Annotated in this window: 23 protein-coding genes; 14 read left to right on the top strand and 9 right to left on the bottom strand. The window is 69.2% G+C overall.

Annotated elements, in window-relative coordinates; translation table 11 throughout:
- Positions 1-26 precede the first annotated feature (26 nt).
- Positions 27-818 (bottom strand): enoyl-CoA hydratase/isomerase family protein, encoded by a 792-nt coding sequence (locus ACESMY_RS04800; RefSeq protein WP_372782753.1) that lies wholly within the window; start codon positions 816-818, stop codon positions 27-29.
- Positions 818-1,969, bottom strand: a complete 1,152-nt coding sequence (locus tag ACESMY_RS04795) for an acyl-CoA dehydrogenase family protein (protein WP_372782751.1) — start codon at positions 1,967-1,969, stop codon at positions 818-820. The genes ACESMY_RS04800 and ACESMY_RS04795 overlap by 1 nt, the downstream gene beginning before the upstream one ends.
- Positions 1,970-2,057: 88 nt before the next feature.
- On the opposite strand from ACESMY_RS04795, the gene ACESMY_RS04790 reads away from it, so the two are divergent.
- The 4 genes from ACESMY_RS04790 to ACESMY_RS04775 are packed head-to-tail and all read left to right on the top strand — an operon-like array spanning position 2,058 to position 8,185.
- Positions 2,058-3,746, top strand: a complete 1,689-nt coding sequence (locus tag ACESMY_RS04790; RefSeq protein ID WP_372782749.1) for an AMP-binding protein — start codon at positions 2,058-2,060, stop codon at positions 3,744-3,746.
- The gene (locus tag ACESMY_RS04785) at positions 3,743-5,335 is read left to right on the top strand and encodes a carboxyl transferase domain-containing protein (protein WP_372782747.1); all 1,593 of its coding nucleotides are present in this window, start codon (positions 3,743-3,745) and stop codon (positions 5,333-5,335) included. The genes ACESMY_RS04790 and ACESMY_RS04785 overlap by 4 nt, the downstream gene beginning before the upstream one ends.
- A 2-nt stretch (positions 5,336-5,337) precedes the next feature.
- Positions 5,338-6,291 (top strand): DUF3667 domain-containing protein, encoded by a 954-nt coding sequence (locus tag ACESMY_RS04780; protein ID WP_372782745.1) that lies wholly within the window; start codon positions 5,338-5,340, stop codon positions 6,289-6,291.
- A 13-nt stretch (positions 6,292-6,304) separates the two neighbouring features.
- On the top strand, positions 6,305-8,185 hold the full coding sequence (locus tag ACESMY_RS04775; RefSeq protein ID WP_372782743.1) for a biotin carboxylase N-terminal domain-containing protein: 1,881 nt from the start codon (positions 6,305-6,307) through the stop codon (positions 8,183-8,185).
- Here the strand turns inward: ACESMY_RS04775 and ACESMY_RS04770 are convergent.
- The 4 genes from ACESMY_RS04770 to ACESMY_RS04755 all read right to left on the bottom strand — a co-directional run bounded on the left by ACESMY_RS04770 (position 8,182) and on the right by ACESMY_RS04755 (position 12,750).
- Positions 8,182-9,486, bottom strand: a complete 1,305-nt coding sequence (locus tag ACESMY_RS04770) for an acetyl-CoA C-acyltransferase (RefSeq protein WP_372782741.1) — start codon at positions 9,484-9,486, stop codon at positions 8,182-8,184. The genes ACESMY_RS04775 and ACESMY_RS04770 overlap by 4 nt on opposite strands.
- 69 nt (positions 9,487-9,555) lie before the next feature.
- The gene (locus tag ACESMY_RS04765; protein ID WP_372782739.1) at positions 9,556-10,533 is read right to left on the bottom strand and encodes a hypothetical protein; all 978 of its coding nucleotides are present in this window, start codon (positions 10,531-10,533) and stop codon (positions 9,556-9,558) included.
- Positions 10,530-11,753: a CoA transferase gene (locus ACESMY_RS04760; RefSeq protein ID WP_372782737.1), complete on the bottom strand. Its 1,224-nt coding sequence runs from the start codon at positions 11,751-11,753 to the stop codon at positions 10,530-10,532. The genes ACESMY_RS04765 and ACESMY_RS04760 overlap by 4 nt, the downstream gene beginning before the upstream one ends.
- A gap of 67 nt (positions 11,754-11,820) precedes the next feature.
- The gene (locus ACESMY_RS04755; protein WP_372782736.1) at positions 11,821-12,750 is read right to left on the bottom strand and encodes an aldo/keto reductase; all 930 of its coding nucleotides are present in this window, start codon (positions 12,748-12,750) and stop codon (positions 11,821-11,823) included.
- Positions 12,751-12,952: 202 nt separating this feature from the next.
- Here ACESMY_RS04755 and cpaB point away from each other — a divergent pair, with 202 nt between their 5' ends.
- Genes cpaB through ACESMY_RS04725 form a run of 6 tightly spaced genes read left to right on the top strand, consistent with a single transcriptional unit; the run spans position 12,953 to position 19,869 of the window.
- Positions 12,953-13,885: a Flp pilus assembly protein CpaB gene (cpaB, locus tag ACESMY_RS04750; protein ID WP_372782734.1), complete on the top strand. Its 933-nt coding sequence runs from the start codon at positions 12,953-12,955 to the stop codon at positions 13,883-13,885.
- A gap of 20 nt (positions 13,886-13,905) precedes the next feature.
- A complete protein-coding gene (locus ACESMY_RS04745) occupies positions 13,906-15,300 on the top strand; it encodes a type II and III secretion system protein family protein (protein ID WP_372782732.1) in 1,395 nt (464 codons plus the stop codon).
- 7 nt (positions 15,301-15,307) lie between these two features.
- A complete protein-coding gene (locus ACESMY_RS04740; RefSeq protein ID WP_372782730.1) occupies positions 15,308-16,486 on the top strand; it encodes a CpaE family protein in 1,179 nt (392 codons plus the stop codon).
- Positions 16,486-17,952, top strand: coding sequence for a CpaF family protein (locus tag ACESMY_RS04735; protein WP_372782728.1), 1,467 nt, complete (start codon positions 16,486-16,488; stop codon positions 17,950-17,952). Before ACESMY_RS04740 ends, ACESMY_RS04735 begins: the two co-directional genes overlap by 1 nt.
- Entirely contained in the window at positions 17,949-18,908 is a 960-nt protein-coding gene (locus ACESMY_RS04730; protein WP_372782726.1) for a type II secretion system F family protein, read from the top strand. The genes ACESMY_RS04735 and ACESMY_RS04730 overlap by 4 nt, the downstream gene beginning before the upstream one ends.
- 4 nt (positions 18,909-18,912) lie before the next feature.
- Positions 18,913-19,869 carry a type II secretion system F family protein gene (locus ACESMY_RS04725; protein ID WP_372782724.1) on the top strand — a complete coding sequence of 319 codons (957 nt, stop codon included), beginning with the start codon at positions 18,913-18,915 and terminating at the stop codon, positions 19,867-19,869.
- Positions 19,870-19,875: 6 nt separating this feature from the next.
- Here the strand turns inward: ACESMY_RS04725 and ACESMY_RS04720 are convergent, their stop codons facing one another.
- The gene (locus ACESMY_RS04720) at positions 19,876-20,967 is read right to left on the bottom strand and encodes a hypothetical protein (protein WP_372782722.1); all 1,092 of its coding nucleotides are present in this window, start codon (positions 20,965-20,967) and stop codon (positions 19,876-19,878) included.
- Between the two features lie 100 nt (positions 20,968-21,067).
- Between ACESMY_RS04720 and ACESMY_RS04715 the strand changes: the two genes are divergently transcribed.
- From ACESMY_RS04715 to ACESMY_RS04700, 4 genes are read left to right on the top strand one after another with little or no spacing between them, the layout of a single operon-like run.
- Complete coding sequence (locus ACESMY_RS04715) at positions 21,068-22,354, top strand: cytochrome P450 (protein WP_372782720.1); 1,287 nt, start codon at positions 21,068-21,070, stop codon at positions 22,352-22,354.
- 5 nt (positions 22,355-22,359) lie between these two features.
- Positions 22,360-23,385, top strand: coding sequence for a phosphotransferase family protein (locus ACESMY_RS04710; RefSeq protein WP_372782718.1), 1,026 nt, complete (start codon positions 22,360-22,362; stop codon positions 23,383-23,385).
- Positions 23,382-23,765, top strand: coding sequence for a hypothetical protein (locus ACESMY_RS04705; protein ID WP_372782716.1), 384 nt, complete (start codon positions 23,382-23,384; stop codon positions 23,763-23,765). The genes ACESMY_RS04710 and ACESMY_RS04705 overlap by 4 nt, the downstream gene beginning before the upstream one ends.
- Before the next feature lie 9 nt (positions 23,766-23,774).
- Entirely contained in the window at positions 23,775-25,301 is a 1,527-nt protein-coding gene (locus tag ACESMY_RS04700) for a DHA2 family efflux MFS transporter permease subunit (protein WP_372782714.1), read from the top strand.
- Here ACESMY_RS04700 and ACESMY_RS04695 read toward each other — a convergent pair.
- Complete coding sequence (locus tag ACESMY_RS04695) at positions 25,298-25,642, bottom strand: antibiotic biosynthesis monooxygenase (RefSeq protein WP_372782712.1); 345 nt, start codon at positions 25,640-25,642, stop codon at positions 25,298-25,300. The two genes, ACESMY_RS04700 and ACESMY_RS04695, sit on opposite strands and share 4 nt — an antisense overlap.
- Positions 25,639-25,950 (bottom strand): NIPSNAP family protein, encoded by a 312-nt coding sequence (locus tag ACESMY_RS04690; RefSeq protein ID WP_372782710.1) that lies wholly within the window; start codon positions 25,948-25,950, stop codon positions 25,639-25,641. Before ACESMY_RS04690 ends, ACESMY_RS04695 begins: the two co-directional genes overlap by 4 nt.
- Between the last annotated feature and the right edge of the window lie 56 nt (positions 25,951-26,006).

Here is a 26,006-nt window from a genome sequence, read left to right as displayed (position 1 = left end):
GCGCGGCCGAGCCGGTGGGACGGCGCCTATTCGCCCTTGAAGGCCGGCGCGCGCTTCTCGTTGAAGCTGGCGACTCCCTCGCGGCGGTCGGCGGTCTTGAAGAGGCGGTTGTAGGCGGAGAGCTCCATCTCCATCGCCGCGACGAGGTCGAGGGAATGGGCCTCGCGGACCACGTGCTTGAGCGCGCGGACCGACAGCGGCGCCTTGGCCGCGATCTCAGCTGCGACGGCCAGCACCGTTTCCATCAGGGCCTCGGGCGCGGTGACGCCGTTGACGACCCCATAGTCCAGCGCCTGGGCCGCGGTGAACGGCCGGCCGGTGGTGAGCAGCTCGATGGCGCGGCGCTCGCCGGCGCAGCGGCGCAGGAGCTGTGTGCCGCCGAGGCCCGGCATGATGCCGAGGCCCACTTCCGGCAGGCCGAAGCGCGCGGTCTCCGATGCGTAGGCGAAGTCGCAGGCCAACGTCATCTCGCAGCCGCCGCCCATGGCCGCGCCGTTGACCGCGGCGATCACCGGGACCGGCACGGCGAGCTGGGCCCGCGCCATGGCCTCGAAGACCTTGTGCTGCAGCGACCAGGTCTCGTCGCTCATGCCGTTGCGTTCCTTAAGGTCCGCCCCGGCGCAGAAGTGCCGCCCCGCCGCGGCCAGCACGACGCAGCGCAGGTCTTCCCGCGCGATCAGCCCGTTCCAGGCCTCCAGCAGCTCCTCGCCCATGCGGGTGTTCAGCGCGTTGGCCGCATCCGGACGATTGAAGGTGATGCGGGCGACGCCGGGCTGCGGCTCGTCGATGAGGATGGTCTCTAGGGCGTCCTGGGGCATCAGAATGACTTCGGCAGGTCCAGCACGTGGGTCGCCACGTGGGAGAGGATGAGGTTCGTGGAGATCGGGGCCACCTGGTAGAGGCGGGTCTCGCGGAACTTGCGTTCGATGTCGTACTCCTCGGCGAAGCCGAAGCCGCCGTGGGTCTGCAGCGCCATGTCGGCGGCGTACCAGGAGGCTTCGGAAGCCGTGAGCTTGGCCATATTGGCCTCGGTCCCGCAGGGTTCGCCGGCTTCGAACAGCGCCGCGGCGCGGTCGACCATCAGCGACGCCGCGGTCATCTGGACGTAGGCGCGGGCGATCGGGAACTGCACGCCCTGGTTCTCGCCGATCGGGCGGCCGAACACCTGGCGGTCCTTGGCGTAGGCGCTCGCCCGGTCGATGAAGAACTTGGCGTCGCCGATGCACTCGGCGGCGATCAGGATCCGCTCGGCGTTCATCCCGTCGAGGATGTAGCGGAAGCCCTTGCCCTCCTCGCCGATCAGGTTGGCGACCGGGACCTGCAAATCCTCGAAGAAGAGCTCGGTGGTGGCGTGGTTGAGCATGGTCCGGACCGGCCGGATGGTCAGGCCGTTGCCCACCGCCTCGCGCATGTCGACCAGCAGCACGCTCATGCCGTCCGACGGCTTGGCGGCCTCCTCCCGGGCGGTCGTGCGGCAGAGCAGCACCATCAGGTCGGAGTGCTCGGCCCGGCTGATCCACAGCTTCTTGCCGCTGACGACATAGTGGTCGCCGTCGCGCCGCGCGAAGGTGGTGATGCGGGTGGTGTCGGTGCCGGCGTCGGGCTCGGTGACGCCGAAGGCCTGCAGCCGCAGCTCGCCGCTGGCGACCTTCGGCAGATAGGCCGCCTTCTGCGCCGGGCTGCCGTGCCTAAGGACCACGCCCATGGTGTACATCTGGGCGTGGCAGGCGCCGCCGTTGCCGCCGGAGCGATGGATCTCTTCCAGCACCGCCGCGCCGGCCCCGAGGCCGAGGCCCGAGCCGCCATACTCTTCGGGGATCAGGACGGAGAGGAATCCCGCCTCGGTCAGGGCCGCCACGAACGCGGTCGGATACTCGCGCTCGCGGTCCAGCGCCCGCCAATAGGCGCCGGGGAATCGCGCGCAGAGCCTGCGCACCGCCTCGCGGATTTCGGGAAAGGTCTCGCTCACCGGCGCATCTGTGCCATGCGGGAGGCTGGAGATCGACCGTCAAAGGTGGTCATCTGCGCTAGCGGGACAAGGAGCGAGGGGACGCCGGATGACCGACTTGAGCTACGTGAACGGCGCGAGCACCAAGCCGCTGCTGGGCCAGACGATCGGTGCGGGCTTCGACGCGGCCTGCGCGGCCCATCCGGAGCAGATGGCGCTGATCTCGCGCCACCAGAATATCCGCTGGACCTACGCCGAGCTGAAGGCGCGCGTCGACGCCCTGGCCGCGGGCCTGCTGGCGCTGGGGCTCGAGCCCGGCGACCGGATCGGCGTCTGGGCGCCCAATTGCGCGGAGTGGGCGCTGACCCAGTTCGCCACCGCCAAGGCCGGCCTGATCCTGGTCAATATCAACCCGGCCTATCGCCTGACCGAGGCCGAGTACGCGCTGAACAAGGTGGGCTGCAAGGCGCTGGTCACCGCGGTCCAGCACAAGACCAGCGAGTACCTGGCGATGCTGCGTGACCTTGCGCCCGAACTCTCGTCGGCGCGGCCCGGCGACCTCCACGCCAAGCGTCTGCCGGCCCTGCGCCTGGTCATCACGCTCGGCGAACAGGAGCACGCCGGGTGCCTCGCCTTCCACCAGGCCTGTGACGCCGGAACCGCCGCCGACCGCGCGCGGCTGGCCGAGATCGGGCCGACCCTGCAGTTCGACGACGCCATCAACATCCAGTTCACCAGCGGCACCACGGGCTTTCCAAAGGGCGCGACGCTCAGCCACCACAACATCCTCAACAACGGCTACTTCGTCGCCGAGGCGATCCGGCTCGCGCCCGGCGACCGGCTCTGCATCCCGGTGCCGCTCTACCACTGCTTCGGCATGGTGATGGGCAACCTCGGCTGCATCACCCACGGCGCGACCATGGTCTATCCCTCCGAAGGGTTCGACCCGCTGGCGGTGCTGGAGGCGCTGGAGGCCGAGGCCTGCGCCGCGCTCTACGGCGTGCCGACCATGTTCATCGCCATCCTCGGCCATGAGCGGTTCAGCCACTTCGACCTGACCTCGCTGCGCACCGGGATCATGGCCGGCTCCCCCTGCCCGATCGAGGTGATGAAACAGGTGATCGAGCGGATGCACATGCCGCAGGTGACCATCGCCTACGGGATGACGGAGACGTCGCCCGTGAGCTTCCAGTCCGGCGCCGAGGACAGCCTGGAGGTCCGGGTCGCGACGGTCGGCCACGTCCATCCGCATCTGGAGGTGAAGATCATCGACGAGGCCGGCCGCATCGCGCCGCGCGGCGAAACCGGCGAGCTCTGCACGCGGGGCTATTCGGTGATGCTGGGCTACTGGGACGACCCGGAGCGGACCGCCGAGGCGCTCGACGCGTCGGGCTGGATGCACACCGGCGACCTCGCCACGCTGGACGCGGCCGGCTGCGGCAACATCGTGGGCCGGATCAAGGACATGGTGATCCGCGGCGGCGAGAACGTCTATCCTCGCGAGGTCGAGGAGTTCCTCTACCGCCACCCGGCGATCCAGGACGTGCAGGTGATCGGGGTGCCGGACGCCAAGTACGGCGAGGAGCTCTGCGCCTGGATCGTGCTGAAGCCCGGCGAATCGCTAACGGCTGAGGCCGCGCGCGACTTCTGCAAGGGCCAGATCGCCCACTACAAGATTCCACGGCATATCAAATTCGTGGAAGGATTTCCCACGACAGTGACAGGCAAGGTGCAAAAGTTCGCCATGCGCGAGGCGATGATTGCAGAACTGGACCTGGTGCTGGAAAAGACCGCATGAGGAAACTCAAGAGCGACGTCGACACCGCCTCCAAGGCCTTCGCCGCCAACGCCAAGCTGAACCGCTCGCTCGTCGCCGAGCTGCGCGAGCGTGCGGGCAAGGCGGCGCTCGGCGGCCCGGAAGAGAGCCGCAAGCGCCATGTGGGCCGCGGCAAGCTTCTGCCCCGCGACCGGGTGATGCGGCTGATCGACCCCGGCTCGCCATTCCTCGAGGTCGGCCAGCTCACCGCCTACGGCCTTTATGACGACGAGGCCCCCGGCGCGGGCCTGATCACCGGCATCGGCCGCGTCTCCGGGCGCGAGGTGATGATCGTCTGCAACGACGCCACCGTGAAGGGCGGGGTCTATTTTCCGCTGACCGTGAAGAAGCACCTGCGGGCCCAGGAGATCGCCCTGCAGAATCGCCTGCCCTGCGTCTACCTGGTCGACAGCGGCGGAGCGAACCTGCCCTACCAGTCGGACGTCTTCCCCGACCGCGATCACTTCGGGCGCATCTTCTACAACCAGGCGCGGATGAGCGCCGAGGGCCTGGCGCAGATCGCCTGCGTGATGGGCTCCTGCACCGCCGGCGGCGCCTACGTCCCGGCGATGAGCGACGAGACGATCATCGTCCGCGGCCAGGGCACGATCTTCCTGGGTGGTCCGCCGCTGGTGAAGGCCGCCACCGGCGAAGTGATCTCGGCCGAGGAGCTGGGCGGAGCCGACACCCATGGCCGCCGCTCCGGCGTGGTCGACCACGTGGCCGCCGACGACGAGGACGCGCTCTCCATCGTCCGCAGCATCGTGGCGCGGCTGAACACCACCAAGCGCCTCGACATGGACGTGGCCGAGCCGCGCCCCCCGGCGTTTGACCCGGAAGAACTCTACGGGATCGTGCCCACCGACGTGCGCGCGCCCTATGACGTGCGCGAGGTGATCGCCCGCATCGTCGATGACTCGGCCTTCGACGAATTCAAGGCGCTCTACGGCACGACCCTGGTCACCGGCTTTGCGCGGATCTGGGGCTATCCGGTGGCGATCCTGGCCAACAACGGCGTGCTGTTCTCCGAGAGCGCGCTCAAGGGCGCCCACTTCATCGAACTCGCCTGCAAGCGGAAGATCCCGCTGATCTTCCTGCAGAACATCTCGGGCTTCATGGTCGGCGGGAAATACGAGGCCGGCGGCATCGCCAAGGACGGCGCCAAGCTGGTGACCGCCGTCGCGTCGGCCGAGGTGCCGAAGTTCACGGTGCTGATCGGCGGCTCCTTCGGGGCCGGCAACTACGGCATGTGCGGCCGCGCCTATTCCCCCCGGTTCCTGTGGACCTGGCCCAACAGCCGGATCAGCGTCATGGGCGGCGAGCAGGCCGCCAGCGTGCTCTCCACAGTGCACCGCGACGCCGACAAGTGGACGCCTGAGCAGGAGGAAGCCTTCAAGGCGCCGGTCCGTCAGAAGTACGAGGACGAGGGCAACCCCTACTTCGCCACCGCGCGCCTTTGGGACGACGGGGTCATCGACCCGGCCCAGACCCGCGACGTGCTGGGCCTGTCGATCTCGGCCGCGCTAAACGCCCCGATTCCCGAGACGCGCTTCGGCGTGTTCAGGATGTAGCCATGGCGACGGGGGACAATCTTCTTGAGGCGGTGACGGCCGACACCATCGCGACCGAGGCCAAGCGGGCCGCCAAATACAGCCTGCCGATCGGCGCGCCTTGCCCCAACTGCAAGACCACGCTGGCCGGCGCCTGGTGCTACAACTGCGGCCAGCGCGGCGAGGAATACCACCGCTCCATCTGGAGGCTGGCCTGGGAAGCGATCGAAGGCCTGGTCGATCTGGACGGCCGCATCTGGCAGACCTTCCCGCGCCTGATCCTGCGGCCCGGCAAGCTCACCCGTGACTACCTGGACGGCCACCGCGCGGTGCAGGTGCCGCCGTTCCGTCTGTTCCTGATCGTGCTGGTGCTGGTGTTCTTCGCCGGCGGCCTGGAGATGAGCCAAAATCGGCAGAACTTCCAGCTCGCCACACTGAACAGTCCGGAAGTCCAGAAGCAGCTGACGCCCAAGGACAAGGCGGATCTGAATCAGGGCCTGAAGACGATGCGGGAAAAGCTGGCCCAGGGCGCCGGCAAGTCGGAATCGCCCAGCTCGGCCTGGCTGCGCCAGCGGCTGGTCCACGCCATGGACAACAAGGATGCCTTCAAGGCCGCGATCCAGGAGTGGGCCCAGCGGTTCGCGATCCTGATGCTGCCGATCGCCGCCCTGATGCTCAGCGTGCTCTTCGTCTTCAAGCGCGGCATATACGTCTTCGACCACCTGATCTTCGCGATGCATTCGCTGTCGTTCCAGGGCCTGTTGCTGACGGCGGTCTTCCTGGGCAGCCTGGGCGCCGGCTGGGCCGCCAACCTGCTGTGGATCGCCCCCGTCCACCTGTTCGTCCACATGCGCGGCGCCTACAAGATCAGCGTGATCGGCACGCTCCTGCGCATGCTGATCCTGTTCCTGGGGTCTTCGGTGGCGTTCGGAATCCTGGTGGCCGGGCTCGTGCTGGTCGGCATCGCCACGGCCTAGGATAGAAGCCGCCATGTTCAGATCCGTCCTGGTCGCCAATCGCGGCGAAATCGCCCGCCGGGTGTTCGCCACCGCCCGCCGCATGGGGCTGGAGACCGTCGCCGTCTATTCCGAGGCCGACGCCGGCGCCGCCCACGTGGCCGACGCCGACCGCGCGGTGCTGGTCGGTCCCGCCGCGGCGCGGGAGAGCTATCTGGTCCCGGAGAAGATCATCGCCGCCGCCAAGGCTTCCGGCGCCGAGGCGATCCACCCCGGCTACGGCTTCCTCTCCGAGAACGCCGCGTTCGCCGACGCGGTGGCCGCCGCGGGCCTCATCTGGATCGGCCCGCCGAGCGCCGCGATCCGCGCCATGGGCCTGAAGGACGCCGCCAAGGCGCTGATGCAGAAGGCCGGCGTGCCGGTGACCCCAGGCTATCTGGGCGAAGACCAGGCCGAGGCGACGCTCGCCAGGGAGGCCGCCCGCATCGGCTTCCCCGTGCTGATCAAGGCGGTGGCCGGCGGCGGCGGCAAGGGCATGCGCCGGGTCGACGACGCGGCCGGATTCGAGGCCGCCCTGGGCGCCGCGCGGCGCGAGGCCAGGGCCTCCTTCGGCGACGACCGGGTGCTGCTGGAGACCTATGTCACCCGGCCCCGGCACATCGAGGTGCAGGTGTTCGGCGACACCCAGGGGAACGTCGTCCACCTCTACGAGCGCGATTGCTCGCTGCAGCGCCGCCACCAGAAGGTCATCGAGGAGGCCCCGGCCCCCGGCATGGACGCGGCGACCCGCAAGGCCGTCACAGAGGCCGCCGTGAAAGCCGCCAAGGCCGTGAACTACGTCGGCGCCGGCACCGTGGAGTTCATCGCCGACGCCAGCCAGGGCCTGCGCCCCGACCGCATCTGGTTCATGGAGATGAACACCCGACTGCAGGTGGAGCACCCGGTGACCGAGATGGTGACCGGCCTCGACCTCGTCGAATGGCAGCTGCGGGTCGCCGCGGGCGAGCCCCTGCCCCTGAAGCAGAAGGACATCGGCCTGACCGGCCACGCGGTCGAGGCCCGGCTCTATGCCGAGAGCCCGTCGAACGGCTTCCTGCCGTCGACGGGCGCGCTGGAACATTTCCAGCTACCGCCAACCGTGCGCGCGGACGCAGGCGTCGAGGAGGGCGGCGAGGTCACCCCGTTCTACGACCCGATGATCGCCAAGCTGATCGCCCACGCCGAGACCCGGGAACTGGCCTTGGCCGAGCTGGCGGAGGCCTGCGACGGCGTCGAGGTCTGGCCGGTCAAGACCAACGCCGGCTTCCTGGCCCGCTGCCTGGAGACCCCGGACTTCATCGCCGGCGACATGGACACCGGCTTCATCGAGCGCAACCTCGCCGAGCTCACCGCTCCGCCCGAGCCCTCGCCCGCGGCCCTGTCGGCGGCGGCCGAGGCGGCGATGGTGGTGGACGAGACCCAGGTTCCCGACGCCTCGCCCTGGCGCGACCTGGCGGGCTTCCGCCTGAACGCCCCGCTGGAAACCACGGTCCGGCTGTTCCTGGGCGGCAAGCCGGTCATCGCCCGCGCCACGGAAACCGCCGCCGGACGCTCGGGCCTGCTCACCGACGACGATGAGATCGTGGTCTTCGAGGCCGGCGAGGCCTTCGTCTTTTCATCCCATCCGCCCTCCGCCGAGGATCTGGGCGCCGCCACCGACGGCCAGATCCGTTCGCCCATGCCCGGCAAGGTCACCCAGCTGTCGGTGAAGGCGGGCGACACGGTGACCAAGGGCCAGCCGCTGCTGGTCCTCGAGGCCATGAAGATGGAGCACGCCCTGACCGCGCCCTTCGACGGGACGGTGGAAACGGTGGCCGTGACCCTGGGCGCTCAGGTGAGCGAGGGCGCGGTGCTGGCGAAACTGACGGCCGCCTAGTCCCGCCTGAGCAGCGCCACCGTGCCCTGGCCGCCATCGGCGCAGATGCTGACGATCGCCCAGCTTCCGGACGGCATGGCGTAGAGCTCCTTCACCCCCTGGCTGAGGATCCGCGCGCCGGTGGCGCCGAAGGGGTGGCCGAGCGCCGTCGACCCGCCGTTGGGGTTCACCCGCTCGACCGGGAAGCGGCCGAGCTTCTTGGTCACCTGCGCCCGGTCCTTCAGGAAGGCCGGCGCCTGCAGCGCCTTGATATGGCTCGCCACCTGGGCGGCGAAGGCCTCGTGGATTTCCCAGAGGCCCACGTCCTCATAGGTCAGGTTGTTGCGCGCCAGCAGCCGCGGGATGGCGTAGGCCGGCGCCATCAGCAGGTACTCGTTGAAGAGGTCGATGGCGTTGATCTCGTAGTCGACCAGCCGCACGCGCGGAGTTTCGGCGGGCAGGCGCTGCAGGCCCTTGGCGGTCGCCACCCAGACCGCCGCCGCGCCGTCGGTCAGCGGGCTGGAGTTGCCGGCGGTCAGCGTGCCCTCGCCGCTGCGGTCGAAGGAAGGCTTCAGGTGGCTGAGCTTCTCCAGGCTGGTGTCGGGCCTGACCGTGGTGTCTCGGCCGACCTCGTCCAGGCGCAGCACGAGGTCGTCGAAGAAGCCGCGATCCCAGGCGGCGGCGGCGTGGCGGTGACTGGCGAGCGCGATCTCGTCCTGCTCGGTGCGGCTGATCTGCCAGCCCTTGGCCATCTCCTCGGTGTGCTCGCCCATCGACTTGCCGGTCGCCCGATTCTTGATCTCCGGGATGAACAGCTTCAGGTCGCCGGTCCTGACGGCGGTAAGAGCCGCCCAGCGCTCCGAGAGGTTCCGGGCCTCCATGAACCGGCGCAGGTCGTCGGAGAGCGGCTGGCTGAGCCCGATCTGGATGCGGCTCATGCTCTCCGCCCCGCCGACCAGGGCCAGGCTGCGGGTCTGGTCGTCGAGCATGCCGGCGGCCTGGAAGGCGCCCGCCATGCTGGTCGAGCAAGCCATGATCGTGGACGAAGCCGGGATCGTCGGATCGCCGCCCGCCGATATCAGCGCCTCCCGGGCCAGGTTGCTGACGGTCAGGTTGGGGATCACCGCCCCCCAGTTCATCAGGTCCGGCCGCCCGCCCTCCTTGGGCTTCAGCTGCGCCAGCATCGCCTTCACGACGGGGATCGAGAGATCCAGCGCGTCCTTCTTGGCCAGCACCCCGCCGGCCTTGGCGAAGGGCGTCCGCACGCCTGCCGCCAGCCAGATGTCGGGTTTGGCCGAAACCGTCTTCGCCGCGCGCGCCATGTGGGGCCTCCTCTTGGCCCCCAAGACATGGCCCTCAGGGCCGCGCCTGAAAAGCCCGGCCGGCCGGATTCACCTGCCGGGCCTCGGCGGCGCGTCCTGTTCGAGGCGCCGCGCGCCGGCCAGGATATTGGGGAGGGAATAGTTGCCCTCATGGCAGGCGAACTCAAGGATCGGCTGGGGCGTGCGATAGAGCGAATATTCCGCGAGCCACGGAGCGGTGTAGATCGTCGGATCGACCACCGTGTACTGGTAGAGGAGCTCCTTCTCCGACACCCGCGTATAGCGCTCGATCACCTTGGCGGTGGCGGGGACGAAGAGGGTCGGGAACGGGCGGATAGCATCCTTCGCCGGCAGGCCGATGGTCTCGACGACCAGGGTCTCGCCCTCCCAATGGGCGATCGCATCGCCCAGGGCCGTGGCTTGCAGGAGCGGCCCGTGCGTGTCGGCGAAGGGAATGATGCGCAGGTCCGGGCCGTACTCCGACAGGATCACCACCGCGTCGCGAGTCTGGACGATCTGGCGTGGATTGATGTCGGAGACGCTGACGACCGGCGGCTGGCCCCAGCCCACGACGCAGCGTTCCCAGTTCGGCCGTTGTTCCGGCCCGTCCAATGGGAACGGCGGCTCGGTCTGGGTGCGCAGGGCATTCTCGATGAAGCGCATCTGCCCCCGTGCGCCCCGGGTGAGCGGCAGCATGCCGTCGGCGGGCAGGACCACCTGGCGCGTCCGTCGCTGGCCGCGGACGATGGCCAGGCCCGACCGGCTGGGGTCGGTCCGGATCTCGGCCACCTCGGGATCCTGGGCGAAGATGGCGAGCTTGCCCGCCTCGGCGTTCAGCTTGCGGGCGAAAGCCGTTGCTTCGGCTTCCGGCAAGGTGAGGCTCGGCATGTCCGGCCGGGCTTCCATGGGCAGGAAGAAGTGGGTGTTCCAGACGCCTTGCAGGTCCGGCTGGCCGGCCGCGTTGCGAGGCGCGTGGTAGTCGGCCGCCGCAGCGGGTCCGCCGATCAGCAGAGCCGCCGCGATCAGAATCAGAGCCCGAGGCGTCATCGCCCGTCCGCTCCCGCCACCACGCCTGCGTCGTGCAGGTCTCCGATCTCGCTCGCGCTCATGCCGAGCACCTCCGCCAGAACTTCGTCGGTGTGCGCCCCAAGCTTCGGGGCGGCCTGCACCGGCCCGCGCGCATCCGGGCGGAGTGTAGCCATGGCGCCGGGCGCCGGATAGCTGAGGCCGCTCGGATGGCGGATTTCCTCAAACAGCGGATTGCCCTTGTAGAGCCGCGGATCCTCGAGCGCCGCCTCCAGCGGCTGGTAGGCGCCCCAGGTCACGCCGCCCGCGTCGAAGGCTGGACCGAGGTCGGCCGCCGTGCGCTGGGCGAAGGCCTGCTCGAACAACGGATAGAGCCGGGCGCGATGGGTGAACCGCAGGCCCTCGTCGGCCGCGAAGGAGACGCCCAGCTCGGCCTCCAGGCCCGCGACGTCGGCCGCCAGACCCAGGACCTCCAGCGCCTTCGACCACTGTTTCGGCGTGATCGCCAGCAGCATCAGGGTTTGGCCGTCGCGGGTCGTGAAGTCGCGCCCGAAGGCCCCGAAGATGTCATTGCCCATGCGCGGCCGCTGATGGCCGGCCAGCAGGGTCTCGGCGGTGAAGCCGAGGTTGGCCATGGTCGCGGCGCCGATGTCGGAGAGCGGCGCGCGAATCTCGCGGCCCTCGCCGGTGCGCATCCGCGCCAGCAGCGCCGAAACCAGGCTGAAGGCGCAATAGGCCCCGGTGAGCAGATCCCATGCGGCCAGCACATGGTTCACCGGGCGGGGATCATCCGCCGGCCCGGTCATCAGCGGCAGGCCGAGCGCGGAATTGATCGTGTAGTCCATGCCCTGCGAACCGTCCGCCCAGCCCATCACCCGGACGCAGATCAGGTCCTCGCGGCGTTTTTTCAGCGCCTCGTAGGACAGGAACCCGTCCACCGGGAAATTGGTGACGAAGAGGCCGGCGTCGGGGCCCGGCGCCGCAGCCAACCGCTGGGCGATCTCGCGGCCGGCGGGCGCGGCAAGGTCGATGGCGATCGACTTCTTGCCCTTGTTCAGTCCCTCCCAATAGAGGCTCGACCCGTTCTCGGCCAACGGCCAGCGGCGGAAGTCCGGGCCGCCGCCGATGTTGTCGAAGCGGATCACCTCGGCGCCCATCTGCGCCAGATAGAGCCCGCAGGTGGGCGCAGCCACGAAGGCCGAGCCCTCCACCACGCGCAGGCCCTTCAGGAGGTCGTACATCTAGTCTCCGCCGTCAGCCCAGCCCCTGGCGTAGCGCCGAAACCGGGATGACACTGCTGAAAAGATCTCACGAGATCAGATCCCCGACCTCCTTCACCTCTTCCGGCGTCAGCGCCCAGGCGACGACCGCCGCATTGGTCCGGACCTGCTCGGCCGAGGTGGCGCCGGCGATCACCGAGGAGACCACCTCGTGGCCCAGGAGCCAGGCGAAGGCGAGTTCCAGGATCGTGTGGCCGCGCTCCTCGGCCCAGCCGGTGAGCTTCTCGACCTTGTCGAAGTTCTTGTCGTTGAGCGCCGCGGCGCCGCGGGAGCCCCAGGCGGCGAGCCGTGTGCCCTCTGGCGGCTTCTCGCCACGCTTGTACTTGCCGCTCAGCAGGCCCGAGGCCAGGGGGAAGAACGGCAGGAAGCCCAGGCCGAAGTGTTCGCAGGCCGGCAGCACCTCGAACTCCACCTTGCGTTCGAGCAACGAGTAGAGGTTCTGCGCCGAGACGAACCGCGTGCTTCCCGCGGCCGTCCAGTCCGCGTCGGCGATTTGCCAGCCCGTGAAATTGGAATTGCCGATGTAGCGGACCTTGCCCTGGGTCACGAGGTCGTCAAGCGCGCGCAGGGTCTCGTCGATCGGGGTGTCGGGGTCCGGCGAATGGAACTGGTAGAGGTCGATCCAGTCGGTGCCCAGCCGCGTCAGGCTGTCCTCCACCGCGCGCATGATCCAGCGGCGCGAGCCGCCGCGCCGGCGCTCGTCGTCGCCGATCCGCATGCCGAACTTGGTGGCCAGCACGATCTCGCCGCGCCGCTTTCCCAGCGCCTTGCCCAGGAATTCCTCGGACTTGGTCCCGCCATAGATGTCGGCGGTGTCGAAGAAGCTGATCCCGGCGTCGAGGGCGGCGTCGACCACCTCCTGCGTCGCCTTCTGGTCGATCCGCATCCCGAAGTTGTTGCAGCCCAGTCCCACCTCACTGACCTTCAGGCCCGAGGTCCCCAGCCGGCGCATCTTCATCGTCATTCTCCGAAAGGTCCTTGGGCCGCATCGGGCGAGCGGCGGCGGCGAAGCCTAGCGGTTTCTCCGCCGCCCGCCAGGGGTGGCCGATGGGTGAACCACGAGGCTTAAGCCCGGATTCACATCGTTTGTTGTCGATATCGAAAGTGTCGGATCGGTACGGTCACCATCTGAAAAAGCTTTCTCGGCGAACGGTCAAAACATGCGCGTCGTCACCATTGTCAGCCTCGGCGCTTGCGCCGTCTTCGGTCTTGGCGCCCTCGTCGTGGCCAAGACCATGTTGCCCAACGGAGCCGCGGCCAAGCCGGTCGCGGCTGAAGCCGTCGGCCTGCCGGTCGTCGCGGCCAAGGCGCCGCTGAAGTTCGGCGATCGCCTCGACGCCAGCAAGCTGATGATCGTCAAGCTGCCGTCCAACGCCGTGCCCGAAGGCGCGTTCACGACGGTCGCCCAGGTGCTGGCCCAGGACGGGGGCGGCGCGCCGGTCGCGCTCACCCCGATCGCGGCGCGCGAGACCCTGCTGCCCTCCAAGCTTTCCGGCCCAGGCGCCCGCGCCTCGGTCGCCGCCGAGATCGGCGAAGGCTTCCGCGCCTATACGATCAAGGTCAGCGACGTCACCGGCGTCGGCGGCCACGCCCTGCCGGGCGACCGGGTCGACGTGGTGCTGATGCGCGACACGACGCCGGCCGGCCCCGCCCGCAACTTCGTGTCCGAAGTCGTCATCCAGAACATCCGCGTGCTGGGCGTCGACCTGAACGCCGACCTGTCCTCCAACAAGCCCGCCACGCCGACCACCGCGACCCTCGAGGTCAGCGTCCCCGACGCCCAGAAGCTCGCGGTCGCCGGCGACCTCGGCAAGCTGTCGCTGGCGCTGCGCAAGACCGGGTCCACCGAGATCGCCATGACGACGACCATGCGGGTTGGCGGCGCGGCGCCGCGCCCGGTCCAGGCCGTCGCGCACCGCAGCTTCGCCGCGCCGGCCGCCCCGGCCGGTCCCAGCCTGATCATGATCGTCGCCGACGAAGCCAAGGGCCATGCCCGCGCGCCGAAGAAGGCGCCGGCGCCCCCGCCGCCTCCGGCGCCTCCGGCCGCGCCCTCCGCGGCCAACACCTCGTTCACGCCCTCCGCGCTGTCGTGATTTTCCAGGAGCCTCTGACCATGCCCCGCAACCTGGCCACAGCGCTTTGCGCCACCGTCGCGCTCCTGACCGCCGGAGCCGCCGCGACGCCCGCCTTCGCCGACGCCCTGCCGAGTGAAGCCGCGGTCAGCCGCGTCATCACCGTCCCGCGCGACAAGTCCCTGTCGTTCCGCCTGGAACAGCCGGCGACCAAGATCGTCGTCGCCCAGCCGGATATCGCCGAGGTGGTCGCCACCACCGACCGCAGCTTCTATGTGCGCGGCCTCGAACTCGGCTCGACCAACCTGCTGGTCTACGGCCCGGGCGGACGGCTGATGGAAGTGATCGACGTCCGCGTCGGCGTCGACGCCCAGACGCTGCAGCGCGACCTGTCCCAGGCGCTGCCGAACGAGCACATCCACGTCGAGAGCCTCGGCGAGGGCGTGCTGCTGACCGGCAACGTCTCGAACCCGGCGCTGGCGCTGCGCGCCAAGGCCATCGCCGATTCCTTCGCCCCCGACGGGGTGACCTCCATGCTGAAGGTCAACGGCGCCCAGGTGGTGCTGGAGGTTCGCATCCTGGAGGCCAACCGTTCGGCCGAGCACGACTTCGGCGTCGCCGCCACCATCAGCAACGGCTCGTTCAACTTCGCCTTCGGCAACGGCCTGATCGGCAACGCGACGCCGACCGGCGTGCTCAACCTTTCGGGCGGCGCGGGACACACGTCGATCGACGTCCAACTGGCGGCGCTGGAGCAGAAGGGCACGATCCACACCCTGGCCCGGCCGAACCTGGTGGCCATGTCGGGCGAAAAGGCCAGCTTCCTGGCCGGCGGGGAATTCCCCTTCCCGGTGCCGGCCGGCCAGAACCTGATCACCGTCGAATTCCGCCCCTACGGTGTGAAGCTGAACTTCACGCCCACCGTGCAGGACGACGGCGAGATCCGGCTGCTCGTCGAGCCGGAGGTGAGCCAGCTCGACAACACCAACACCCTGCGCATCAGCGGCGTCACCATTCCGGCGCTGACCGTGCGGCGCACCAGCACCACCGTCCAACTGAAGAGCGGCGCGTCCCTGGCGATCGGCGGCCTCTTCCAGCATGGCTACACGAACTCGGTCAAACAGGTCCCCGGCCTCGGCGATATCCCGATCTTGGGCGCGCTCTTCCGCTCCACCCAGTGGCAGCGGAATGAGACCGAGCTGCTGATCATCGTGACGCCGCGGATCGTGAACCAGTCGGACTTCGACTCGGCGAAGACCCGGACCATCGCGGGCGCCGAGCCCAGCACGCCGGACCTGCTGATCTACGGCAAGGCGCTCGACAAGCCGCTGCTGCGCGACGTCACGGGCAGGATCGATCCCGCCGGCGACCCCGCTCCGCCGACCCCGCAGCTTCGCGGCGAAATCACCCCTGCCGTCCCCGCCTCCGGAAAGTAAGAGAGTCATGAGTGCTCAGCCCCTCAACGGTCGCCGCGTTCTGGTGATCGGCGGCGCCCTTTCGGACCTCGCCAAGGGGCCGCTCGACGGCGCAATCCTCGAGCTCGGCGGCCTCGACCGCCTGATCGGGGTCGGCCTCGCCGATGCGGATCTGATCATCATCGACGCTGACGCCTGGGGCGGCCCGGCGCTGGCGGCCGGCATCCAGGCCCTGGCGCTCTGCCCCGCGCCGCCGCCGGTCCTGATGGTCGGAACCCACCTGCCGACCGCCGTCGTCCGCAATCTGCTGCGTATCGAGCGCTCTGACGTGCTCGACGCGCCCTACTCGCACGAGAACATCGCCGCGGCCATCGAGGCCCTGCTGGCGTCCAAGCCGGCGAACCCCGTCGTCGCGCCGACCGGCGACGTCGCGCGCTGCTGGGCGGTCACCGGCGCGGTCGGCGGCTCCGGCGCCACCACCATCGCCATCGAGATCGCCACCGAGCTCTGCAACCGCAGCGACAAGGACAAGAGCGTCTGCCTGATCGACCTCAACCTGGCCGACGGCTCCGCCGCGGCCTACCTGGGCTCGAGTCCGGCCATGCGCCTGGGCGACCTCGGCCGCTCGGTCGACAAGCTCGACGTCGCCATGCTGCAGGCCTTCATCACCCCGGTCACCAAGCAGCTCGACCTGCTGGCCGCGACCCGCGACCCGCTGGCGTTCGACTCGGTTCCGGCAGAGTCGATCCTGCGGATGCTCGAGGTCGCCTGCGACACCTACGAATGGGTGGTCATCGACATGCCTCGCCACCGCCGGGCCTGGACCGTGCAGGCGCTGAGCGGCTGCGACGAGATCCTGGTGACGTCCGAACTGACGGTGCCCGCCCTGCTGGCGGCCCGCTCGCTCTCCGACGAGATCGAGCGCGACATCTCTTCCGGCAAGAAGCCGCGGATCGTGCTGAACCGCCTGGCCGGACGGATGTTCGGCCCCGCGCCCTCCATGGCGGAGGCCGAACGGGCCCTGCAGCGCAAGGCCGAGGCCGGCATCAGCTCCGACTGGGAGGCCGCCGCGGCCTCGGTCAACCTGGGCGGCCCGATCGCCACGCACCGGCCGAAATCGAAGATCGTCAAGGACGTGCAGGTGCTCGTCAGGCGCCTGGCCGCCGAGCCCGCCCTGCGCGACGGCAAAGCCTCGCGGGCCGCCTGATGGGCCGTTTCAGCCTGCCCGGCGCCCAGCCGGCCCCGAAGCCGGAGCCGGCTTCGGAGCCGACGCCCGCGCCCGCCGCGAAGCCTGCCGCATCGGGCCCCTCGGACGCGCCTGCGCCCGAAGTGCGGCCCGCCTGGGCCAACGAGGCTCCGGAGGAGCACAAGGCCGCGCCCAGGGCCAAGGGCGCCTCGTCGCACCTGGACGTGCGGCTCAAGCTGCACGCCCGCCTGATCGAAGAGCTCGACCTCGCCAAGCTGGACAAGCTCGACGAGAAGGACATGCGCCGCGAGGTCATGAGCCTGGTCGCCGACTTCGCGCGGTCCGAGCGGATGGCGCTGAACACCGCCGACCTGCAGGAACTGGGCGCCTCGATCTATGACGAGATGGTCGGCCTGGGTCCCCTTGAGCCGCTGCTCAAGGACGAGAGCATCAACGACATCCTGATCAACGGGCCGTTCCAGGTCTATGTTGAACGCCGCGGCGAGCTCGAACTGACGCCGATCCACTTCCGCGACAACGACCACCTGCTGCGCATCGTCAACCGCATCGTGGCCGGGGTCGGCCGGCGGATCGACGAAAGCCAGCCGATGGTCGACGCCCGCCTGGCCGACGGCAGCCGGGTGAACGCCGCGATCTCGCCGATCGCCATCGACGGCGCCGCGGTCTCGATCCGGAAGTTCTCCAAGAAGCCCCTGACCCTGGAAAAGCTCTGCGGCCTGGGCGCCATGCCCATGTGCGTCGCCGACTTCATGCACGGGGCGGTGCGCTCGCGGATCTCCACGGTGATTTCCGGCGGTACGGGCTCCGGCAAGACGACGCTTCTGAACGCGCTGTCGGCCGCCATCAGCCACGGCGAGCGCCTGATCACTATCGAAGACGCCGCCGAACTGCAGCTGCAGCAGCCGCACGTCGTGCGCCTGGAAACCCGGCCGCCCAATATCGAGGGCAAGGGCGAGATCCGGCAGCGCGAGCTGGTCAAGAACGCCCTGCGGATGCGTCCTGACCGCGTGATCCTGGGCGAAGTCCGTTCCGACGAAGCCTTCGACATGCTTCAGGCCATGAACACCGGCCACGAAGGCTCCATGGCCACCATCCACGCCAACAACCCGCGCGAGGCCATCGGCCGTCTTGAGCAGATGATCGCCATGGGCGGCCTGGCCATCAGCCCTGACGCCATGCGCTCGCAGATCGCCTCGGCCATTGGCCTGATCATCCAGGTGATGCGCCTGTCGGACGGCAAGCGGAAGATCACCCACGTGACCGAGATCACCGGCATGGAGGGCCAGGTGGTGCAGATGCAGGACATCTTCACCTTCAACCGCACCCACACCGATCCGGACGGCACCGTGCACGGAGAATTCCGCGCGACCGGGCTCCGGCCCCGCTGCATCGACGAGATGACCCGGCGCGGCATCGCCTACGACACCGCCAACTTCGACCCGACCCGTGTGCTGGGCTCGTCATGAAGTTCGACAGCAACCTCGTCTTCCTGATCCTGATCTTCGCCGCGGTGTTCACCGCCGGCCAGGCCCTGATCGGCCTGTTCTCGGTGGCCACCCAGAAGCGCAAGGTGAACCGGCGCCTGAAGATCGCCGAGCGGGTCGATGGCGTCTCGGCCCTGGTCATGGAGCTGCGCAAGCAGCGCGGGCTCGACGCCACCGGCGCGCGCGGCAAGCGGCTGCGCTGGCTCTCCGACCTTATCGTGGCCTCCGGCGTCGCCTACGACCCCAAGAAGTGGACGCTCTACGTCGTGGCGGCCGCGACGGTCGGCGGCGTGGCCGCGGCGGTCCTCACCAAGAACCCGCTGCTGTTCGTGGTGGGCGCGCTGATCTGCGGCATCGGCGGCCCCATCGGCTTTCTGAAATTCAAGACCGCCGAGCGGGCCAAGAAGCTCGGCTTCCAGCTGCCGCAGGCGCTGGAGATCATCGTGCGAAGCCTTGAGGCCGGCCACCCGGTGCCCACCGCGATCTCGCTGGTCGGCCGCGAAATGGTCGATCCCATCGGCTCGGAGTTCGGCATGGCCGCCGACGAGATCGCCTACGGCGCGACGATGGAGCAGGCCGTGGCCCGCATGTCCGAGCGTTGCCAGCATCCTGACGTCGACCTCTTCGCGGCCACGGTGCGGCTGCAGGAACGGGCCGGCGGCAACCTGACCGGCCTCCTGAAGCTCAACGCCGCCACGGTGCGCGACCGCCACAAGATGCGCCTGAAGATCAAGGCCGCGTCCTCGGAAGGCCGCGCCTCCGCGATGATCCTGACCTCGGCGCCCTTCGTCGCCATGGGCTTCATCATGCTCTCCTCGCCGCACTTCTACGGCGACGTCATCCACGAACCGATCGTCAAGTGGGGCCTCACGGGCCTGGGCGTGTGGATGTTCATCGGCAACATGGTCATGCGCCGCATGATCGATCTGCGGCTCTAGTCCGATGGGCGCGATCTCGATCCAGACGATTGTCTCGACGCTCGGCGCGGTCCTGGTCCTCGCGGGCTTCGGCGGCGTGGCCTGGCTGATGGCCAGCGAGTTTCGCCTGCGCGCCCTGCGCCGCGGCCGGATGCAGACCGCCGGCGGACCGCAGATGGGCTCGGCGCGGGCCGAGCGCGGCCGCCGCAACGGCCTCGGCGACCAGCTCCTGGGAACCGTGCGCCGGCTCGGCCAGCAAAGCGCCGTGCGCGACCCGGCCAAGCTCACGGTGCTGCGCTCGCGCCTGATGCAGGCGGGCTTCTACAACCGCGAAGCGCCGGTGATCTATCTGGGCCTGCGCGCCGCGGCGCTGGCGCTCGCCACCCTGGGCGTCATCGTGCTCCTGCCGCTGATCGCCGGCGGCAAGGGCGGCATGATGGGCATCCTGTTCGCCTCGTTCCTGGCCGGCGCCGCGATCCTCGGACCCGACCAGGTCCTGAAGACCCGCCGCGTCAGCCGCGAGCGGGAATATTCCGACGGCTTCCCCGACCTCCTGGACTTGCTGGTGGCCTCGGTCGAGGCCGGCCTAAGCCTCGATGCGGCGGTCACCCGGGTGACCGAGGAACTGGCCCGCCGCTACCCGAACCTGACGATCCACCTGCGGTTCCTGGTGCTGGAGCTGCGGGCCGGCAAGGCGCGTAAGGACGCCTGGTCCGCCTTCGCCGACCGCCTGGGCATCGACGACGCACGCCAGCTCGCCACCATGCTGCGCCAGGCCGAAGAGATGGGCACCAGCCTCGGCGAGACCCTTACCGTCTTCTCGCAGGACATGCGCGCCAAGCGCATGCTCCGCGCCGAGGAAAAGGCGCTCGCGCTCTCGGCCAAGCTGACCGTGCCGCTGATCCTGTTCATCTTCCCCTGCCTGCTCGGGGCGCTGATGCTGCCGGCCGCCGCGCGCCTGATGCACGTCTTCGCGAAGTAGCGGGCCTCAGATCCCGTAGGGCCGGTAGGGTCCCGCGATCAGCTGTTCGAAGATGCCGATGCCCTCGCGGGCCGGCTCGCCCGGCGCTTCCATCACCGCCTTCGAGATCGCCTGGATGTGCCAGTTCTCGGGCTGGGCCATGTCCACGGCGGCCAGGTCGATGTCTTCGCGGGCGACGGCGAGCTCGCCCTTCAGGCCGCCGTGGCGCCATTCGCCGCCATAGCCGATGCCGCGCATCAGGAAGACGCCCCCCGACGCCTTCAGGGGCTCCAGCCGGATCGAGGCCTCGCCCTGCAGGAGCGGGATCTTCAGCGTGCCGCCGAGCGCGTGCCGCGTACCCGCCTTCAGCGTGACCTCCTCCATGCGCGGCTCATCCGAATGCCAGCCGCCTTCCGGCCCTGCGCCGTCCGGCAGGATCACCGCGCGGGTGTTCCAGGGCTTGCCCTCCGTATCCGCGTTGACGTGAAAGAAGACGCTGCGGTCGGCGAAGTTGAGCGGCGTCCATTGCCAGAAAAAGCCCGCCAGCCCCGCGCCCGGCGTCGGCTGCGGATCGGGCGCGCCCACCGGCCGGATGCCCCAGGAGCGGTCGCGCGTGCCGGTCCAGCCGGCGCCGGTCTCTCGCCGGTCGCCGTCCACCTCGGTCCAGCCCGCCACCCGGACGTTCTGGGTCAGGCGGGTGTAGTCCATGAACATCCGGGGGCCGTTACGGCGGGTGAAGCGGGGTTCCTCGATCGGGAAGGCGCGGCCCTCGAAGGTGAGGTCGCAGGCCAGGCCCTCGGCGCCGTCGAGCGTCACCCTGAGCGTCTGCAGCGGCTCGATCACCTCGATCCGCACCGGGCCCACGGTCAGCTCCATCCGCTCCATCCCCAGGATGCGCGAGGCGTGCAGGCAGCGCTGGACCCCGTCGCGGATGATCGAGACATGGGCGTCGGCGACGTTCAGCGCCGGATAGACGCCGAAGGCCACGGCCACGAACTCCGAACCGTCGGGCGAATAGCCGTTGAAGAAATAGCGGTCATAGAAATTCCGGTCCGAGCCGGAATAGGCGATCGGCTCCGGCGTCTGATGGATCGGGAAGTCGTCGCCTCTGGTCAGCATGGTCCGCCTGCCTCCGCCCGTTGACGCGTCGTCATGCTTGCGACCCGCTCTCGGGACGTATCAAGTGAGCAAGACAAGAAGAAAACAAGGGGAGCGTCCGATGAGCGTCATGACCGCCGCCGACCACCGCATTCCCAAGGATGTGGCCGACCTGCTGGTCGCGCCTGCGGCCTATGCCGACGGCCGCATCCACGAGGCCTACCGCTGGCTGCGGGCCAACGAGCCGCTGGGGATCGCCGACATCGAAGGCGTCGATCCCTTCTGGGTGGTGACCCGCCACGAGGACATCCTGGAGATCAGCCGTCAGAACGAGCTGTTCCACAACGGCGACCGCTCCCCGACGATGATCGGCCAGGAGGGCGACAAGAAGGTCCGCGAGATGATGGGCGGCAGCCCGCACCTGCTGCGCACCCTGATCCACATGGATGCGCCCGACCACCCGAAGTACCGCGCCCTGACCCAGGGCTGGTTCATGCCGCAGAACCTGCGCCGGCTGGAGGACCAGATCCGGGTGCTCGCCAAGGCTGCGGTGGAGAAGATGGCGGCGAGCGGCGGCCGCTGCGACTTCGTGCAGGAGGTGGCGCTCCACTACCCCCTGCACGTGATCATGAGCATCATGGGCGTGCCGGAGGGCGACGAGCCCCGCATGCTGAAGCTCACCCAGGAGCTGTTCGGCGCCGCGGACCCCGAGCTCGGCCGTGACGGCGACAAGCCCATGGAGGAGCGCGACTTCGACTTCGGGGTGATCATCGACTTCTCGAACTACTTCCGGGCGCTGTCGGAGACCAAGCGCGCCCACCCCACCGAAGACCTGGCCAGCCTGATCGCCAACTCGACGATCGACGGCCAGCCGATCTCCGACCTGGAGGCGATGAGCTACTACATCATCGTCGCCACCGCCGGCCACGACACCACCTCCTCCTCGACCGCCGGGGCCATGTGGGCGCTCGCCGAGAACCCGAAGGAGCTGGCCAAGGTCAAGGCGGACCTGTCGCTGATCCCCTCGCTAGTCGAGGAATCGATCCGCTGGACCACCCCGGTGAAGACCTTCATGCGCACCGTCACCGCCGACACCGAGTTCGCCGGGCGGCGCATGAAGAAGGGCGACTGGCTGATGCTCTGCTATGCGTCGGGCAACCGCGATGAGGCGGTGTTCGAGCAGCCCCAGGCGTTCCACGCCGACCGCAAGCCCAACAAGCAGCTGGCGTTCGGCTATGGCGCGCACCTGTGCCTGGGCCAGCACCTGGCGAAGATGGAGATGCGGATCCTCTGGGAGGAGCTCCTGCCGCGCCTCTCCGAACTGTCGCTGGACGGCGCGCCGGCCATGAGCGAATCCGTCTTCGTCAACGGCCCCAAGCGCCTGCCGATCCGCTTCAAGATGAGCTGAGACGGGTGGCCCACGCCCTCGAGCCGCGGCTCGCGCGCTACATCGAGAGCCGGCTGCCGGACGCCTCGGACGTGGCGGTGTCGTCGCTCGAGCGCATTTCCGGCGGGGCGTCGCGTGAGACCTATCGGTTCCGGCTCGCCTACCGCGAAGGCGGCCAGACCCACGACCGCAAGCTGATCCTCCGGCGCGATCCGCCGGCCAGTCTGATCGACACAGAGCGGCGCGTGGAGTTCGAGGCCTATCGGGCGTTCTTCGGCTCCGCGGTGCCGGTGCCGAGGATGCTCTGGCTCGAGGAAGCCGATGCGGCCCTCGACCACCCGTTCTTCATCGCCGAGGAGCTGGCGGGCTTCGAGGCCGCGCCGCAGATGCTGTTCGCCGGCGGCTACCAGGCCGTGCTGCCAGCGCTCGCCGAGCGGAAGTGGACGATCCTCGGGGAAATCGCGCGCGCCGACCCCAGGGCGCTCGGCCTGACCTCGGTGATGCAGGCCCCGCCGCTCGACGAGGCCTGGCGGCGCGAACTCGGCCACTGGGAGGCGATCTTCGACAGCGACGAGGCCGAGCCCCAGCCGATCGCCCGGGCCGCGATCCGCTGGCTCCGCGCCCACCCGCCGCCGCCCGCTCAGAAGCTCGCGGTCGTCCACGGAGACTACCGCACCGGCAACTTCCTCTATGACGAGGCCGGCGAGATTCACGGGGTTCTGGACTGGGAGATGGCCCACCTGGGCGACCCCCTGGAGGACCTCGCCTGGGGCTTCAATCCGGTCTGGGAATTCGGCCGGGGCCTGGCCGGCGGCCTGCTCCCCCACGCCGAAGCCATCGCGATCTGGGAGCGGAGCAGCGGGTTGAAGGCCGACCCCGATGCGCTGCACTGGTGGAGGCTGTTCAACTGCGTGAAGGGCCAGGGCATCTGGGTGGGCTCGGCCCGGGCCTTCATCGACGGCGGCAACAAGGAGCCGATCATGGTCTATCCGGCCTGGTGGCTGCTGAACGCCCAGGACCGGGCGATCCTGAAGGTGATGGGCCGGCTATGACCCCCGACGTCCCCTCCGTCCTCTCTGAACTCGCCCAGCTGCTGTTGCGCAACGCCGCGCCCGGTGTCCCCGATGCCGAGCGGGCGAGCGCGCTGGGGCTCTCCTCCATGCTGCTGGCGATCGCCGCCGAGGTCTGGGACGGCGCCGCGGAGACCCTCGTGCAGGAGAACCGGGCGCTGGCCGCGCTGCTGGATGACGCGGCCGCGGAGAGCGACCTGCGCCTCTCGGTCTTGCGCGGCGAAAACGCCCGGCTGCGCGCCCGGTTGATCGCAGCCCACATCGCCGCCGAGGAGAGCGGCGACACCGCGCGCCAGGACGCCATCTGGGCCGAGCTGCGCGCCTCCACCGAGCGCCGCAAGCTCTCGGTCTCCCTGGTCTGACGGCGCCCGATGGCATCCCAGAAGGACATCGCCAACCGCATCCCGATCACCGGCGCCCTGATGCTGGCGACGCTGATGAACACGCTGGATTCGACGATCGCAAACGTGACCCTGCCGCACATGCAAGGCAGCGTCTCGGCCTCGCAGGATCAGATCATCTGGGTGCTGACGTCCTACATCATCGCGACCGCGATCATGACCCCGCTCTCCGGCTGGCTGTCCCAGAAGATCGGCCGCAAGACGATGTTCCTGGCCTCGATCGCCGGTTTCACCTTCGCCTCGATCCTCTGCGGCGTCGCCACCAACCTGCCCGAGCTGGTGATCTTCCGCCTGATCCAAGGGGTCGCCGGCGCCTCGCTGATCCCGCTCTCCCAGACGGTGATGCTCGACATCTATCCGCAGCGGCTGATCCCGCGGGTGATGAGCATCTGGAGCGCCGCGGTGATCCTGGGGCCGATCATCGGGCCAACGCTGGGCGGCTGGCTGACCGAGGATTTCTCCTGGCGCTGGGTATTCTACATCAATGTGCCGATCGGCATCCTGGCCTTCCTCGGCATCTGGACCTTCATGGACCGCGACGATGGCGGGCGCCAACGGCCCTTCGACTTCCTGGGCTTCGGCGCGCTCGTCCTGTTCATCGGCGGCTTCCAGCTCCTGGTGGACCGCGGCCCGAGCCAGGATTGGTTCGATTCCAAGGAGATCTGGATCGAGACCGCGATCTGTATCGCGGGTCTCTGGATCTTCATCGTCCAGACCATGACGGCGGAGCATCCGTTCTTCCACCGTGACCTGGCCAAGGACGGCAACTTCGTCGGGACAACGCTCTTCGGCATGTTCGTGGGCGTCATGCTGTTTTCGGTGAGCGCATTGCTGCCGTCGATGATGCAGACCTTGCTCGGCTATTCCGCCCTGCAGGCGGGCGTCGCCAGCATGACCCGCGGGTTGGGCTCGTTCATCGCCTTCCTGGCCGTGCCCATGCTGGTGGCGCGGTTCGGACCGCGGAGCGTGCTGCTGGTCGGCATCCTCCTGTCCAGCCTGGCGCTCTGGCAGATGGGCCAGTTCGACCTGTCGATGACGCCAGGGCCGATCGAGATGGCGGGTTTCATCCAGGGTATCGGCACCGGCCTGCTGTTCGCACCGCTCAACACCCTGGCCTACGCCAAGCTCGCGCCGGTCCACCGAACGGAAGGGACCATCGTCTCGACCATGGCCCGAAGCCTCGGCTCCAGCGCCGGGATCTCGGTCCTGCAGGCCATGCTGATCCGCGACGCGGCCGCCGCCCACTCGGGCCTTTCCGAGCACATCACGGTCACCGATCCGGTCATCCGCTGGGCCACGCCCAGGATGTTCGATCTGCAGTCGGTCACCGGCCTCGCCGCCCTGAACGGCGAGGTCACCCGGCAGGGCACGATGATCAGCTATGACGCGCTCTTCGGCAGCATGGCCATCGGCTGCCTGCTGCTGGCGCCCAGCCTGCTCTTGCTCAAATCGCCCAAGCGACCGCCGCCCTCCGGACCCGAGCTCGTCGCCGACTAGCCGTTCGCCGCGCGCGAGTCGGCCGGCGCCTGGGCACGGTCGTCCATCCCGTAGTCGCGGACCACGTTCGCCACCCGCAGCCGGTAGCCGGCGAAGACCTCGCGCCGGCCGGAGGCCTGGGCGCGGCGGTGCTCATCGAGCCCGCGCCACGCGGCCACCGCCGCCTCGTCGCGCCAGAAGGACAGCGACAGGACCTTGCCTTCGGTCGTCAGGCTCTCGAACCGCTCGATGGAAACGAAGCCGTCGATCGTTTCGAGCAGCGGCTTCAGGCGCGCGGCGATGTCCAGGTAGTCCTGCCGCCGCCCGGCCGCCGGCTCGACCTCGAAGATGACCGCGATCATCTGGGCCGGACCGGCTGCAGGAAGGTGCGGGTCTCCTCCAGGATGAACTTCTTTTCCTGGGCAAAGCGGAAGTTGGCCATGGAGGCGGCGTCGGAGCGCAGCCGCCCGCGGTAGGTCTCATAGGACGCCAGGCACTCGAAGCCGATCATGGCGAGCGCGACGTTGTTGGTCCCCTCGTGGGGCATGAAATAGCCGAGCAGGTCGCCGCCCATCTCCGGGATGATGGTCAGCCACCGCCGCGCATATTCCTCGAAGGCGTCGCGCTGATAGGGATCGATGACGTAGCGGATGCAGCAGGTGATGCTCATGGCGGCTCCTCGGAACGGGAGCGTCTTCCTAGCCTGTATGGCCCGCCGGACGTTTC

The sequence above is a fragment of the Phenylobacterium sp. genome (genome assembly GCF_041691455.1).
Classification (GTDB): Bacteria; Pseudomonadota; Alphaproteobacteria; order Caulobacterales; family Caulobacteraceae; genus Phenylobacterium.
Note: the sequence above shows the minus strand (reverse complement) of the source record. Positions and strands in the feature narration are given on the sequence as shown.

Bases quoted from the DNA above. Each gene is read 5' to 3' on its own strand.
- ACESMY_RS04800 (WP_372782753.1), bottom strand. From the start codon at position 818: ATGCCCCAGGACGCCCTAGAGACCATCCTCATCGACGAGCCGCAGCCC.
- ACESMY_RS04790 (WP_372782749.1), top strand. From the start codon at position 2,058: ATGACCGACTTGAGCTACGTGAACGGCGCGAGCACCAAGCCGCTGCTG.
- ACESMY_RS04785 (WP_372782747.1), top strand. From the start codon at position 3,743: ATGAGGAAACTCAAGAGCGACGTCGACACCGCCTCCAAGGCCTTCGCC.
- ACESMY_RS04780 (WP_372782745.1), top strand. From the start codon at position 5,338: ATGGCGACGGGGGACAATCTTCTTGAGGCGGTGACGGCCGACACCATC.
- ACESMY_RS04775 (WP_372782743.1), top strand. From the start codon at position 6,305: ATGTTCAGATCCGTCCTGGTCGCCAATCGCGGCGAAATCGCCCGCCGG.
- ACESMY_RS04770 (WP_372782741.1), bottom strand. From the start codon at position 9,486: ATGGCGCGCGCGGCGAAGACGGTTTCGGCCAAACCCGACATCTGGCTG.
- ACESMY_RS04765 (WP_372782739.1), bottom strand. From the start codon at position 10,533: ATGACGCCTCGGGCTCTGATTCTGATCGCGGCGGCTCTGCTGATCGGC.
- ACESMY_RS04760 (WP_372782737.1), bottom strand. From the start codon at position 11,753: ATGTACGACCTCCTGAAGGGCCTGCGCGTGGTGGAGGGCTCGGCCTTC.
- ACESMY_RS04755 (WP_372782736.1), bottom strand. From the start codon at position 12,750: ATGAAGATGCGCCGGCTGGGGACCTCGGGCCTGAAGGTCAGTGAGGTG.
- cpaB (WP_372782734.1), top strand. From the start codon at position 12,953: ATGCGCGTCGTCACCATTGTCAGCCTCGGCGCTTGCGCCGTCTTCGGT.
- ACESMY_RS04745 (WP_372782732.1), top strand. From the start codon at position 13,906: ATGCCCCGCAACCTGGCCACAGCGCTTTGCGCCACCGTCGCGCTCCTG.
- ACESMY_RS04740 (WP_372782730.1), top strand. From the start codon at position 15,308: ATGAGTGCTCAGCCCCTCAACGGTCGCCGCGTTCTGGTGATCGGCGGC.
- ACESMY_RS04735 (WP_372782728.1), top strand. From the start codon at position 16,486: ATGGGCCGTTTCAGCCTGCCCGGCGCCCAGCCGGCCCCGAAGCCGGAG.
- ACESMY_RS04730 (WP_372782726.1), top strand. From the start codon at position 17,949: ATGAAGTTCGACAGCAACCTCGTCTTCCTGATCCTGATCTTCGCCGCG.
- ACESMY_RS04725 (WP_372782724.1), top strand. From the start codon at position 18,913: ATGGGCGCGATCTCGATCCAGACGATTGTCTCGACGCTCGGCGCGGTC.
- ACESMY_RS04720 (WP_372782722.1), bottom strand. From the start codon at position 20,967: ATGCTGACCAGAGGCGACGACTTCCCGATCCATCAGACGCCGGAGCCG.
- ACESMY_RS04715 (WP_372782720.1), top strand. From the start codon at position 21,068: ATGAGCGTCATGACCGCCGCCGACCACCGCATTCCCAAGGATGTGGCC.
- ACESMY_RS04705 (WP_372782716.1), top strand. From the start codon at position 23,382: ATGACCCCCGACGTCCCCTCCGTCCTCTCTGAACTCGCCCAGCTGCTG.
- ACESMY_RS04700 (WP_372782714.1), top strand. From the start codon at position 23,775: ATGGCATCCCAGAAGGACATCGCCAACCGCATCCCGATCACCGGCGCC.
- ACESMY_RS04695 (WP_372782712.1), bottom strand. From the start codon at position 25,642: ATGATCGCGGTCATCTTCGAGGTCGAGCCGGCGGCCGGGCGGCGGCAG.
- ACESMY_RS04690 (WP_372782710.1), bottom strand. From the start codon at position 25,950: ATGAGCATCACCTGCTGCATCCGCTACGTCATCGATCCCTATCAGCGC.